Annotated in this window: 14 protein-coding genes; 8 read left to right on the forward strand and 6 right to left on the reverse strand. The window is 53.4% G+C overall.

Annotation, left to right across the window (positions count from 1 at the left end; genetic code table 11):
• Positions 1 to 18: 18 nt before the first annotated feature.
• On the reverse strand, positions 19 to 510 hold the full coding sequence (locus OEW58_10230; protein MDH5301727.1) for a hypothetical protein: 492 nt from the start codon (positions 508 to 510) through the stop codon (positions 19 to 21).
• A gap of 129 nt (positions 511 to 639) precedes the next feature.
• Between OEW58_10230 and OEW58_10235 the strand changes: the two genes are divergently transcribed.
• Positions 640 to 1,398, forward strand: coding sequence for a sulfite exporter TauE/SafE family protein (locus OEW58_10235; GenBank protein ID MDH5301728.1), 759 nt, complete (start codon positions 640 to 642; stop codon positions 1,396 to 1,398).
• Positions 1,399 to 1,467: 69 nt separating this feature from the next.
• Complete coding sequence (locus OEW58_10240) at positions 1,468 to 2,559, forward strand: mechanosensitive ion channel family protein (protein ID MDH5301729.1); 1,092 nt, start codon at positions 1,468 to 1,470, stop codon at positions 2,557 to 2,559.
• Positions 2,560 to 2,602: 43 nt separating this feature from the next.
• Here OEW58_10240 and OEW58_10245 read toward each other — a convergent pair whose 3' ends face one another.
• The 3 genes from OEW58_10245 to OEW58_10255 form a co-directional block, all read right to left on the reverse strand.
• Positions 2,603 to 3,037: an FKBP-type peptidyl-prolyl cis-trans isomerase gene (locus tag OEW58_10245; protein ID MDH5301730.1), complete on the reverse strand. Its 435-nt coding sequence runs from the start codon at positions 3,035 to 3,037 to the stop codon at positions 2,603 to 2,605.
• Between the two features lie 205 nt (positions 3,038 to 3,242).
• Entirely contained in the window at positions 3,243 to 3,833 is a 591-nt protein-coding gene (locus tag OEW58_10250) for a hypothetical protein (protein ID MDH5301731.1), read from the reverse strand.
• Positions 3,834 to 4,038: 205 nt separating this feature from the next.
• Entirely contained in the window at positions 4,039 to 4,872 is an 834-nt protein-coding gene (locus tag OEW58_10255; protein ID MDH5301732.1) for a GGDEF domain-containing protein, read from the reverse strand.
• A 160-nt stretch (positions 4,873 to 5,032) separates the two neighbouring features.
• Between OEW58_10255 and OEW58_10260 the strand changes: the two genes are divergently transcribed.
• The 4 genes from OEW58_10260 (at position 5,033) to OEW58_10275 (ending at position 9,053) form a co-directional block, all read left to right on the forward strand.
• Positions 5,033 to 6,571 (forward strand): thymidine phosphorylase family protein, encoded by a 1,539-nt coding sequence (locus OEW58_10260; GenBank protein ID MDH5301733.1) that lies wholly within the window; start codon positions 5,033 to 5,035, stop codon positions 6,569 to 6,571.
• Positions 6,572 to 6,633: 62 nt separating this feature from the next.
• Positions 6,634 to 7,509, forward strand: a complete 876-nt coding sequence (locus tag OEW58_10265) for a ribose-phosphate diphosphokinase (protein MDH5301734.1) — start codon at positions 6,634 to 6,636, stop codon at positions 7,507 to 7,509.
• A 97-nt stretch (positions 7,510 to 7,606) separates the two neighbouring features.
• Positions 7,607 to 8,452: an SDR family NAD(P)-dependent oxidoreductase gene (locus tag OEW58_10270; protein ID MDH5301735.1), complete on the forward strand. Its 846-nt coding sequence runs from the start codon at positions 7,607 to 7,609 to the stop codon at positions 8,450 to 8,452.
• A gap of 64 nt (positions 8,453 to 8,516) precedes the next feature.
• The gene (locus OEW58_10275; GenBank protein ID MDH5301736.1) at positions 8,517 to 9,053 is read left to right on the forward strand and encodes a hypothetical protein; all 537 of its coding nucleotides are present in this window, start codon (positions 8,517 to 8,519) and stop codon (positions 9,051 to 9,053) included.
• Positions 9,054 to 9,111: 58 nt separating this feature from the next.
• On the opposite strand, the gene OEW58_10280 is transcribed toward OEW58_10275, so the two are convergent.
• Together OEW58_10280 and OEW58_10285 are read right to left on the reverse strand one after the other, a co-directional pair.
• Entirely contained in the window at positions 9,112 to 10,374 is a 1,263-nt protein-coding gene (locus OEW58_10280; protein MDH5301737.1) for a hypothetical protein, read from the reverse strand.
• 194 nt (positions 10,375 to 10,568) lie between these two features.
• Complete coding sequence (locus tag OEW58_10285; protein ID MDH5301738.1) at positions 10,569 to 11,378, reverse strand: methyltransferase domain-containing protein; 810 nt, start codon at positions 11,376 to 11,378, stop codon at positions 10,569 to 10,571.
• A gap of 235 nt (positions 11,379 to 11,613) precedes the next feature.
• On the opposite strand from OEW58_10285, the gene OEW58_10290 reads away from it, so the two are divergent.
• Complete coding sequence (locus OEW58_10290; GenBank protein MDH5301739.1) at positions 11,614 to 12,468, forward strand: hypothetical protein; 855 nt, start codon at positions 11,614 to 11,616, stop codon at positions 12,466 to 12,468.
• Between the two features lie 94 nt (positions 12,469 to 12,562).
• Positions 12,563 to 13,200 (forward strand): DUF481 domain-containing protein (locus OEW58_10295; GenBank protein MDH5301740.1); only part of this gene is annotated, 638 nt, incomplete at its 3' end.

The raw sequence follows: 13,200 nt of genomic DNA on the forward strand, positions 1-13,200 counted from the left end.
ACTCCTCCAACAAGTCACTCAATTTGTGTTTGGAAATTTCTCTGTCACCCATGCTGGCAACCGGCCATTACTCGCCTGGTGCAACGCATCGGATTCCAAAATCACCAGCACTAACACTGTTACCATGGTCGGCAAAATACCTAATCCCGAAATCATCGCCAACGTAGGAATTTTTTCCAAGCCCCAATAGTGATATCCAACCCAGCCTAACGCAAATGCCAGCAACAGTAAAAACACCACCAGCAAGAATCGGCGGCTGCGCACTGCGCACAATTGCCAGTGACACATCACAAACCAGGAATCCACTGCCAGCGAACGCTTCGCCCGCCACAGCGTGTAACTCAAAATGCCGATAGAAATAAGCGGCACCACCAACAGCAGCCAAGGCATGGATCGCGCTAAACCCAAGGCGGCGACAAACACTAATACATGATTAAAAATAAGGTTAATCAAAAACAGTTCGTGCGGCTGTTTGGCCCGTTTTTTTTGTTCATCGTCCACGTCGTACATCAGCTGCCTCCAGAAATTAACATTTATCGGCACGGACCATTCTCTGCATGATACTCTCAATCGTCGTCGACTCGACTAGAAAAATTCAAGCAGTTCAACTAAGGCAATCCCCCTATTTCCGGAGGTCCATTGAGCGAAACACTGACCTATTCCGCCGCGTTTGTGCTGGGCCTGTTCGGCAGCCTGCATTGCGTCGGCATGTGTGGCGGCATCGTCAGCGCGTTCAGCTTTTCACTAAAGCAAATGCACACTGGCCCGCGCGTGCGCTTGTTATTGGCGTATAACGGCGGACGACTGCTCAGCTACAGCCTGATCGGTGCATTATTGGGATCAATGACCTGGCTGGCACACAATCAACTGCAGGAAATCAGCTATTATTTGCGGCTGTTTGCCGGCGCCATGCTGGTGGCCATGGGTTTGTATTTGGCGCGCTGGTGGCTGGGACTCGCTCATCTTGAGCAAGCCGGGCAGCGCATATGGAAATTCATTCAGCCACTGGGGAAAAAATTTCTGCCCGTCTCCAACCCGGCCCAGGCACTGTTGCTGGGCACGCTGTGGGGCTGGCTGCCATGCGGCCTGGTTTACAGCGTCACTGTCTGGGCGGCCGCCAGCATGCATGCGTATCAGGCGGCGCTGATCATGTTCTGCTTTGGCCTGGGCACCCTGCCGGCGATGCTGCTGACCGGTCATTTTGCCGAGCAACTACGCAGCTTCAGCCAATCACAGCGCAACAAACGCATCGCCGCCCTGCTGATCATCAGTTTTGGTCTGTGGACGCTGACCAGCGCGGTTCTGGGCAATCGCCCCGGCACCGATCATCAACATCATCTGCAGCCGGTCGCCGCTCCGCCAGCTGCGCACGGTGATCACTCAATGCACAGTCATTAACAGCAGCCTTGCAATCTGTCGCCTTACGTTGTCTCATTGACAATTGATTGACTTCAGTACCGACATATCATGCAAAACGAACTTAGCTCTCTTCTCGGCCCGCAGGGCCACTGGCACTGGATCGGCAGTGTCTTTGTCGTGGTTTTTCTGGCACTGACACTGAATTTCATCACCCGACGCGTGCTCAATCGCGTCCTGAAAAAACTGGAAAACACCAACAATCCCTGGGACGACGCGCTAGTACGTGCAGCCATTCGACCGCTGGGCATGCTGGTGTGGCTGTTGGGCCTGAGTCTGTCGTTGGACATCATTCAAGTAGAAACCGGCGTCGACATCCTGGGCTTGTCACAAACCATGCGCGATATTGGCGTGATTGCCTGCCTTGCGTGGTTCCTATTCCGCTTCATCATGCAGGCGGAGCAAAATCTCATCGAATTCAATCAGAAAAAAGAAACACCACTGGATCGCACCACCGCCCATGCCATCGCCAAGCTGCTGCGCATTTCGGTGATCATCACCGCCGTGCTGGTGATTTTGCAAACGCTGGGCTACAGCGTATCGGGCGTGATGGCCTTTGGCGGTATCGGCGGAATTGTGGTGGGTTTTGCCGCGCGTGATTTGCTGGCAAATTTTTTCGGCGGACTGATGATTTATCTGGATCGCCCGTTTGCGATTGGTGACTGGGTACGCTCACCCGATCGAGACATTGAAGGCACGGTGGAAAATATCGGCTGGCGGCTCACGACAATTCGCACTTTTGACAAACGCCCGCTGTACGTTCCCAATGCAGTGTTCACCAGCATTGCGGTGCAAAATCCGTCGCGCATGACGCATCGCCGCATTAACGAAACCATCGGTGTCCGCTATGACGACGTTGCTGTGCTGCCCAAGATTCTCGCCGATGTCGAAGCCATGTTGCGCAGCCATCCCGATATCGACAGCAGCCAAACACTGATGGTGAATTTCAATCAGTACAACGCATCATCGCTGGATTTTTTCATCTACACGTTCACCCACACCACCAACTGGGAACAGTTCCATCAGATCAAGCAAGATGTGCTGCTGCAGATCAGTAACATCATCGCACGCCACGGCGCACAAATCGCCTTCCCCACGCGCACGCTGCATTTACATAACGCGGACAGCGAACCAAACCAGTAACTGAGCGCATCGTCCTATGCCACGCGCATGGGACGAATATTGGTTAATGAACCCGGACCAGCTCCACATCAAGCACCAATGCGGAATTCGGCGGAATAACGCCTGCAACACCGCGTTCACCATACGCCAGATGCGCAGGCACAACCAATGTTCGCCGTCCTCCCGCTCGCATGCCCAGCATGCCTTGCTCCCAGCCGGAGATCACCCTGCCACTGCCCAACACAAATTCCAGCGGTTGATTCAGATCCCGCGAATTCATCACCTGTTCACCGCGATGATCAACAGCAAAGTGATCGTACAACCAAGCGGTGTAGTGCACCGTGACTACACTACCTTCCACCGATGGCGCACCTAAGCCATCCACCTCATTGGCCTTTTCCAAGGCCGTGACAACCATCGCAGCAGATGTCAGTGTTGACTCTGAACAGCTGATCAACGACCAACCAGCCAATAACATCATCGCCCACTGTGCAGCCATACCATTGCTTCCTAATACCTTACCCGCAGTGACGACAATGTTATACACATGTTTAACAAACTTCGAGCATTACATTTCCTGCACTACCACCTAGATACATATTTTTTATTTATTTCAACCAAGAATGGACAACATCAATATCTATGCACTGCGAAATAAGCTGCCGGAGAAGCGGGCGTTGCCCGATACCTTCCAACCATTTTTTTCAAGCACTGGTTTGCTTCAACTGCCAACGTCGATACGCCACCAGTGCGATAAACGCCACGCCACTACCAAACAGTGCGGCTGGAAACAGCACCGTGGTCAGTGAATAATTTTCCAGGGCGGCAATCGCCACCGCATTGCGCAACATGAATACCACGAACACCAATTGCGATTCGGAGTAAGGCGCGTCATACGCCTTGCGCATGGTTGGCCCCAGGCCCAACACATCCACCGTGGTCAACACCACCACGGCCCACAATGGATCATTGCCAACAAACCACAGCGGCAATGCCGCCAGAGCCGCAATAAAAAACGCCCAGTCCAGCCGCGTCACCGTAATGTCAGCCCGGTAGCGGTACGCCCAGACGGCGATACCCAATGACACCACACCTGACAGCCCAATCGGCCACGCGCCTGCACCAGCCCCATCCGCCAACTGCGCAAAAAACACCAGAAACGTCGTCAATCCCCAAATAATCCAGGAAAACATGTGCGGCCTGACCACCCCAACAAAAATCAGCCAGAGATAAGGCGCAAAGCCCAGCACCGTCAGCACGATCGCAACAGCGGCATATTCTTCTTTGGATATCACGTCTCTACCACGCCAACGTTTTTTTCAGATCATCACCACTATCGGCAATTTAATGCGATGAGAATATGCTTGTTTTGGATTTTATCCGCGAAAAAATCTGCAGCGCACATCAGCCTTACACTGCATTTTGCTTCATCATCAAGACAGAAAATCCACCGGTCAAAGGCGAATGGCGTAGTTCAGGAGAGGAAGGAACAATAAAATTTTATGCGCGCAACCGCATCAGGGCCACTTTGCCATCAAGCGACGATTCGATGTCGAGTTCAAAATAGGCAACCTGCCCCTTGCCGCGCTGTTTGGCGGTATACATCGCGCGATCAACATCTTTGAGCAGCGCTTGCACATTGGCTTCACTACCATCGATCAGACGCACCCCGATGCTGGCCCCCAGGGTCAAAGTGACATCACCAATACTGAACGGCTGTTCAATGATCTGCAGCAGTTTGCGCGCCACCACCGCCACCTTGTCATACGCCTTGTCGGCGGTTTCCTGGCCGGCGCGAATCACAATAACGAACTCGTCCCCCCCCAGACGGCAAATTTCATCTTCCACCCGAGTGACCGCCTTTAGCCGACGCGCCACTTCGCGCAGCACCGCATCACCGACCTCATGCCCATGAAAATCATTAATCTGCTTGAATCCGTCCATGTCCAGCATGATTACCGCATGATAAGTGTGGTAACGACTAAATCCCGCCACCGCTCGATGCAGCGCGTCCTGCAGATAGCGGCGATTGCCCAAACCCGTCAGCTCATCGTGGTAGGCCATGTGCTGGACCTGCTCAATCGCCCGATCACGCTGCAACATGAACGGCCGCACCACCCAGCAATAAATCAGCGGTGAAGATAAAATCGGCAACGCCAACGAATCCACCAGAGCTTCAACATTGGTGCTCAGTTGCCAATTGGCGACCGAAAATGTCAACATTATCAATAACTCAACCAGACTAACAATCAGTCCAACGCGCACCAGAACACGCGCCACCAGGGCCGTTCGGTGCTGTCGCATATTCTCAGAGCAATCTTTCATATCCGCCATTATCAAGGCTCCAGTCGGGCTCTCGAGTGCTATCGCCACTATCGGGCCACGAATTTAGGCATATTGGTTGCGCAAATGTGCGGCAATTGGCTTTGTACATTGTTTTTTACATTCCAGCAGCCAACTGTTTTCCCTAAACCACATCGGGTAAACTCCAAGGATGAGCAAAGACTTTTTGGCACTACGCCGTATCGATATCGACACCTACCACGAAAACGTGGCCTACCTGCATCGCGAGTGTGAGCTGTACCGCGCCGAGGGCTTTCAGGCTTTATCCAAGATTGAAATCACCACCGACGGCAAACGCATTCTGGCGGTGCTAAACGTGGTCGATGACGCCAGCATCGTCGGCCCCAGCGAGTTAGGTTTATCGCAGCAAGCATTCAAACAGCTAGACGTTCAACCCGGTTGCCTAGTACGAGTGGCCCACGCCGAGCCGCCCGAATCTATGGATGCGGTCCGGCGCAAAATCGAAGGCGAACGCCTGAATCAGGACGACTTTCTGCGCATTACTCGCGACATTGCCGACAGCCGTTATTCAAAAATGGAAATGGCGGCGTTTCTGGTCGCCTCCGGCCAAACCAGTCTGGATCGTGATGAAATTTTCTACCTCACCCGCGCCATGCTGGCCTCCGGTGAAAAACTGGACTGGCACGAGCCACTGGTGGTCGACAAACACTGCATCGGCGGCATTCCCGGCAATCGTACCTCCATGCTGGTGGTGCCCATCGTCGCTGCCCACGGCATGTTGATTCCCAAAACTTCCAGCCGCGCCATCACCTCCCCCGCCGGCACCGCCGACACCATGGAGCTGCTGGCGGATGTCAATCTGGCACCGGAACGACTGCATGAAATCATCCGCAGTGAACGCGGCTGTCTGGCCTGGGGCGGCACCGCCAAACTGGCCCCTGTCGATGACATGCTGATTGCGGTGGAACGCCCCCTGGGCATAGATTCGCAGGGACAAATGGTGGCGTCGATTTTGTCCAAAAAACTCGCCGCCGGTTCCACTCACTTGCTGATCGACATTCCCGTTGGTCCCACGGCCAAAGTGCGTCACATGCGTCAGGCACTGGCGCTGCGCAAACTGTTTGAATACGTCGGCGACGAACTCAATATTCATCTGGAGGTAGTGATCACCGATGGCCGCCAACCCATAGGCAATGGCATCGGCCCGGTACTGGAGGCGCGCGATGTGCTGGCCGTACTGCAAAACGCCCCGGAAGCACCGCACGATCTGCGGCAAAAAGCCCTGCAACTGGCCGGTCGAATCATTGAGTTTGATCCTGATGTGCGCGGAGGTCAGGGCTATGCCATCGCCCGCGACATTCTGGATTCCGGTCGCGCCATGGCCAAAATGAACGCCATCATCGATGCCCAGGGCCGGCACGCCAACCTCGACCTGACGCCGGGCTCGCTGTCGTTTGAGGCTCTCGCCGAAACCGACGGCGTAGTCACCAACATCGACAATCTGCAACTGGCGAAAATTGCCCGCATGGCCGGCGCCCCCATGGACAAACGCGCCGGCGTCGATCTGCTGAAAAAGCTCGGTCAGCCGGTACGCAAAGGCGACGTGCTATATCGCGTGTATGCGGAGTTTCCAGCGGATTTCCAGTTCGCCCAAACGCTGTGCAGCCATGACAACGGCTATCGCATTGGTGACAGCCGCGACATTCCGCAATCCTTCGTGGCATTTTAACGCTGCAGGATTGCGTTCCTCCGTCGACACAGTCACTGGCACATTCAATTTAAGGAGCGCAGGTGATTATTCTCGGTTTTGCCGACTATCACGATCAAGCCCAGGCACTGGCCAATGCGCTGGACGTGGATTATCAGGAGATTTCCCTGCACCGCTTTCCCGATGGCGAAAGTCTGGTACGCCTGCCCTTGCCGTTACCTGATCATGTTGTTCTGTGTCGCAGCCTGGATCACCCCAACGACAAACTGATCGAAATTATTCTCGCCGCCAAAACAGCACGCGATCATGGCGTCAAACGCGTCACGTTAGTCGCGCCCTATTTGTGCTACATGCGCCAGGACATTGAAAATCAGCCCGGCGAAGCGGTCAGCCAACAAATCATCGGCCAGATGCTGGCAGAGCATTTCGACGACGTGATCACTGTTGATCCGCACCTGCATCGTATAGACCGACTAGAACAAGCGATTCCGCTCAACAATGCTGTGGCGTTGATGGCCACGCCGGTCATCAGCGACTTTCTGCGCCAGCAGGATCACCACGCCATGCTGTTTGGTCCCGATGGCGAATCCGAACAATGGGTATCACAACTGGCCAGCGAACTGGGATTTGATTGGGCCGTCGCCCACAAAGTCCGGCACGGTGACACGGATATCAACATCACCCTGCCCGACAAAAATTTTGCCGGCAAAGACATTTACATCCTCGACGACATGATCAGCACCGGCCACACCGTTGCCCAGGCCGCGCAACTGCTGTTCGCGCGCCAGGTCCGCAGCGTCAATGTCATCGTCACCCACGCACTGTTCAATCAACAGGCCGAGCCACTGCTGCGCGACGCCGGCGTCAACCATATCTGGAGCACCGACAGCATCCATCACCCCAGCAATCGCATCGCCCTGGCCCCGCTGCTGGCGCAGGCGCTGCGACAATTGTTTTAAAACAACTTATTGGTAAAAACCATCATCACTGCATTAGCCGCACTGGCCAATTGGTGGTATTTTACGCTTTCATTTTTCACTGCATACCTGACATTGCATGACTCAAAAATCCATTCTCATCACCGGCTGCTCCAGCGGCATTGGCCTGTGCTGTGCCCAAGGGCTAAAGCAGCGTGGCTGGCGCGTGTTTGCCACCGCCCGCAAAGACAGCGACGTCGACATGCTGCGCTCACTGGGTCTGGAAGCGCATCAACTGGATTTGGATGACAGCAGTTCAATCCAGCGTGCCTTTGCCTGGGTGCTGCAACAAACCGGCGGCACCCTGGATGCGCTGTTTAACAACGGCGCCTATGGCCTGCCCGGCGCGGTCGAAGACGTACGTCGCGAAGACCTGCGCGCACTGTTTGAAACCAATTTTTTTGGCCCGCATGAGCTCACTTGTCTGGCTTTACCCGTCATGCGTCGTCAGGGACATGGACGAATCGTACAAAACAGTTCGATACTCGGCTTTGCCGCCATGCCGTTTCGCGGCGCCTACAATGCCAGCAAATTTGCGCTGGAAGGTCTGACCGACACCTTGCGGATAGAACTACACGACACCAACATTCGCATTTCGCTGATTGAACCCGGCCCCATCACCAGCCGGTTTCGCGCCAATGCGTTTGCGATGTATCAAAAACACATCAACAAAGAAACCAGTCCGTTTCGCCGCAAATACGAAAGCATGGAGGCTCGGCTAAAGAAAAAAGGCCCTGCCGTGCCCTTCACCCTGCCACCGGAAGCAGTATTGGCCAAGTTGATTCATGCGCTGGAAAGCAACAATCCCAATCCGCGCTATTATGTGACGACGCCAACCATTTTCTTCGGCTACCTCAAACGTTTTCTGTCCACCCGTATCATGGACAAAATTTTGCTTAAAGCTTCAGGCGATGGAAATCGGTAAACAGCAAGCCGCGCTGTTTTGCTAAACTCAGCCTCAATGATCAACTTTTTTAGGACCATTACTCATGAATATGAAACCTATCGCAGCATTCATTTCCGCTTTGGTACTGTTGAGTGCGCACAGCGCACACGCCGGCAACTCAGTCTATGCAGAGCAGGTTGATTACGCCAATGGCGGCCTGACGCTGCAACATGTGGATGGCATCAACAACATGGGCATCGCCGTCATCGGCACGGTGGGTAAAAAATTCCCCGAGATCGATAAAAACTTCAGCGCCGAAGCCGAAGCCAGCTTTTCGCTGATTGATCCGTCTGAAAGCAGTGTCGACGTATCGGTGTATTCTGCGGGCGGATACGGTGCCTACACCCATCACCTGAGTGGCGAGCTGCGCGCCAAATACCGCGCAGGTCTGGTACTGGCCCATTCGCAAGCCGATTGTGGTGGACTGTGCCGTGGCAGCGATGACACCGACCTGGATGTCAGCCTGGGTGCCAGCCTGATTTACGATTATCGCGACAACTATAAAATATTTGCTGACTGGACAATGTTGACTAGTGAGGTCTCGCATCTGGGTGTGGGCGTTCGTTACGAATACAAATAATCGCCCATAAAAAAGCCGCCCACAAGGGGCGGCTCTTGGTACTACCTAGCCGCAACAATTACAGCTTGTACGTCACGGTGACGCGAGTAATCAGATCTTGCATCGTACCGTTTGACACCAAGTTGGTACCGGTAAACAAGTAATCCTGGTTCATTGACGCATCAATGTTCAGCGCTTCAATCGGACGATAGCTCAAACCGATACCAAAACCTACCGGCATCGCATTATTGCCTTCGGTTTTACTCAACGACGGAGTTACCGTATCTACCGTCTCAGAGGTGCCGGTACTATACACATCTTTGGTCACCGAACCCCGCAAATCCCAGTTTTTCTTTTCACCCAAACCATTGAGCTCATACGCAGCAGACAACGGAATACTCAGCCCAGTTTTTTTTGTGACAGTATTCGTAGCAACAGCGGCTCCTGTCGTTTGCTTTAAAGTATCCTCACCGCTAGTTCTCACCAAACCTGCGGAGAAAATCATGCGATTACCGCTCTTGCGCAACTCGTAATTTCCCGTCACACCATAGCTGCTACTCGTATTATCCTTGCTTTTCTTGATGGCAGTACCGCCGTTTGGACCTTCAAGCGTGGCTTCATATTGTTCCGAAGAGTAATGGCCTGCCACCCGAATCGCTGAAGCTGCATCTTCCTGCAGGGTTACGCGTCCTTTAATCCCCCAGGACAAACCGTCACCCGTCAGCTTCTGACTATCCGCAGCGGGCAGCGTAAACACGTCTTCTGCTGTCACTGAAGGTAAACCCAGTGTGAAGCCAACATCCATCTTTGAGGCTGGCATATCAACACCTGCCGCCAAATTGATGTCTCTCGCACTGTAATCCTTACTGTTTACCAAGCTTGTATTTTTTGTGGCCCTGGACGCGTAGTTCAAACGAGCCCCCAAATTCATGCCACCAAGCTTGTCTGCCCAAAACACATCGAACAAATTATTGATTGGAGTATTAGGAATTGCACTTGCGGCATTGGCCGTGACAAACGCGCCCGTAGCTACGCCGGTCATGTCAGCCGTAGTAATTTTGCCCTCATGGTCGCGCCCCAAGAACAAGCCAATAGTACCGAAACCAGTTTTGACGCCACCGCCAAGCATCTCGGTGTGATCGACAGTGATTTGCCCCTCGTAGTTGGCAATCAATGCTGGGTTAACCCAGATATCTGCCGACGAAGAAAATTTTTCATAGTTGGCTTGAAGTGACTGGCTCTTGGCGTACTGCGCATTCTGCGCCCAGCCATCAACGGCCGCTGCATTCCCCGCATACACCGCTGCCATTGCTGCAACCAACACTAACTGACGACACTTCATATGACTCTCCCTATTATTTGAGTTCAACAAGTTTTCGACAACACGCCTGATGCTATCCAAAAATAGCAACGGCTGTCTGCCCAGTCAATGACGACACTTCGAAACATAACTTGAGATATCTACTGATATTTTTCTCCATTGTTAAAAAAAAACCGCCCATCTGGCGGCTTTTTGATCAATTCTTCAAACAAATACTATTTCATCGCCACCGCCAACAAATAGGCATGGGGAATCACCAGACCATCCGACTCCTGATATTGCTGGGCAAACAGCGCCACTTCATCGCGTACCTGGTTTTTCACTTCTGGCGTCAACGCATCAAATTGCATTTTCATAATGTCGGAGGCTTCAATCAGCTGCCAGTATTGCTCAAACGAATCGAAACGATAAAACAGCGGCATTTCATGAATTTCGTATTCTGAAAAACCTGCTGCGAGTATCAAATCATCCAGCACACCATCAGCACCCAGCGAGGTGGCTTTTTGCAACGGCGGATGCAATGCCTCGGGCAGTTTGTCTGCCAGCACTTGCTGCGCCCAGTGCATGGTGGTCATTGTTTCTGCGGTTGCCCACACCGCCAACGCCACCCGCCCGCTGGGTTTCAGAACGCGATGCATTTCCTGCAAACCTTTCAGCGGATCGGCAAACAGCATCACACCAAAACGACACAACACCCGATCAAAACAGGAATCGGGAAAGTCCAGACTTTCTGCAGCCATGGCGGTGAACGAAATATTGGTCAGGCCGGCCTGATCCACCTTGCGCTGCGCCACCGCAGCCATCGCCGGCGCAGCATCCACCCCCACAACCGTGACTTCTGGATTTTGCTTGGCCAGGGTCAGCGCGGGTTCCCCCGTGCCCGAGGCCACGTCCAAAATCAAATCTCCGGAAAAGGGTTCCAGCCCGCGCAGCAGGTCTTCCCCTACCGGTTCCAACTGTGGCAACCAAAGATCAAATTTCTCCGCTATCGCTTGCCAGTCAGGCTGATTATCCGCGCCACTCATCGTTTTTTCCTTTCGTCCTTTTTCCATCACGCTCCGGACATCGCCGGCCGCTTTTGGCGCTATTTTAGGGAAGCGCAGCAATCACCGCCAGTGGCTCCATCACTCGCAAGCCGGAAACAAAACAATAAACAAATATAATCAAATAGATAAATACAAATCCTAAAGCAACTTAAGAGACGCCAAAGAATTCCCCTCTACAATGCTCACACAACACCAACCGTCTCCGGGCAATAACATGGTTTTTTCGCTACGCACTCTCCCCCTGCTGAGCATTCTGCTGTTGGCCGGCTGTGGCCAAGGCCAGCGCGTGGTCGATACTCAAACTCTATTGCCACTGAACAACGACAACGCTCAAGCCCTGCTGCTCCAGGCGCTGCAATTGGCCATCTTGCGCGTTGAGCACCCACTGGCGGCTGGCACGACCCAGACGACCAGCAAACCCAATCAATTATTCGTTCCAGCCGAAGCCGCTGGTGCCTGTGGCGGGACGTACACACTAAGCATTCTCAGTGCTACCCTGCCAGCAGATGATCGCTACGTTATTTCGCTGAACGACTACTGCAGCCCGTTTGGCAACGCGCAGCAACTGGAAAACGGCCAGGTCCTCTATTCGCCCGTCATCTCCAGCGCTGACGGCAATCGCATTCATTTTCAGTTTGATCAATATCAGTTCAAAAACCCAACGCAATTTATTCGCATTGATGGCAACGCCACCATAAATTATCGAGCCAATGGCGATGTTCACACCTTGCTCGATAACCTGATGATCACTGACCTAAATGATCCCGCACTGCCCAGTTATTGGCTAACCAAACTTGAGCGCCTGCAATCAGCAGACAGCGCGGGTATGACATTGCAAATCAACGGCGAAATCGACTGGGCAGATCAAGGCAAGCTGCTTTTACGCACCGATCAACCTCTGCACTGGCAGCATGGTCAGACTCAGCCACAACAAGGCAGCATCACGCTGACCGGTGCCAACGGCGCGCAACTGACCTTGACGTTCAGTGATGCCAGCGCACAATGGCAGCTAAACCAGCAAGCTCCCGTCACTATGGATGCTGCGCAACTTCCCGCCTCGTGGAATTAATAGCGAAGATATTTTTTTGTAAAACTTCGGCCAACCACATGAAGTGATCCACCCCAAGCTGCTAAACTGTTCGTTCAGTTGTCCGGGTGGTTTTATGCAGCGATTTTTCCTCATCACAATTTTTTTTCTATCGTTTTCACCAATGCAGGCACTCGCCATTATCAATATCGAAGATTTGCGTCTGAGCGCCCTCAAGGAGGGCATGAATGGCCAACTGACCCTGGGCCTGGATGGCAAATCCGGCAACAGCGAAAACTTCACCACCAGCATCAACAGCCAAACCCAGTGGTTTCGCACCCCCAACACCTACATGCTCACCATGAATCTGGAATACGGCGAAAGTTTTGGCCGCGAAAATACCAACAACCATTTTCTACACATGCGACGCGTGCATGACCTCAGCGACTACACCGCCTGGGAAGCCTTTGGCCAGTGGGAACAGGACAAGTTTGCGCGGGTAAATTATCGCGCCCTCAGCGGCGGTGGCGCACGATTGCGCCTGGCTGAACCCGACCAAGACTACGGCATCATCCTCGGCCTGGGCGGTTTTTATTCCGAAGAGCAAGTGAGCGCCGACGCCAACCTGGCTGACAGCGGCGTCAACTCTCTCTGGCGCGCCAATATTTATCTGGCGCTCAAAAAGCGCTGGGGCGATTCCATTTTCGCCGGTGCCACCACGTATTTTCAGCCTGCCATCGCCGACACTGAGGATTTTCGTGCCATGCACGAAGC

The sequence above is a fragment of the Gammaproteobacteria bacterium genome (genome assembly GCA_029884425.1).
Classification (GTDB): domain Bacteria; phylum Pseudomonadota; class Gammaproteobacteria; order S012-40; family S012-40; genus JAOUHV01.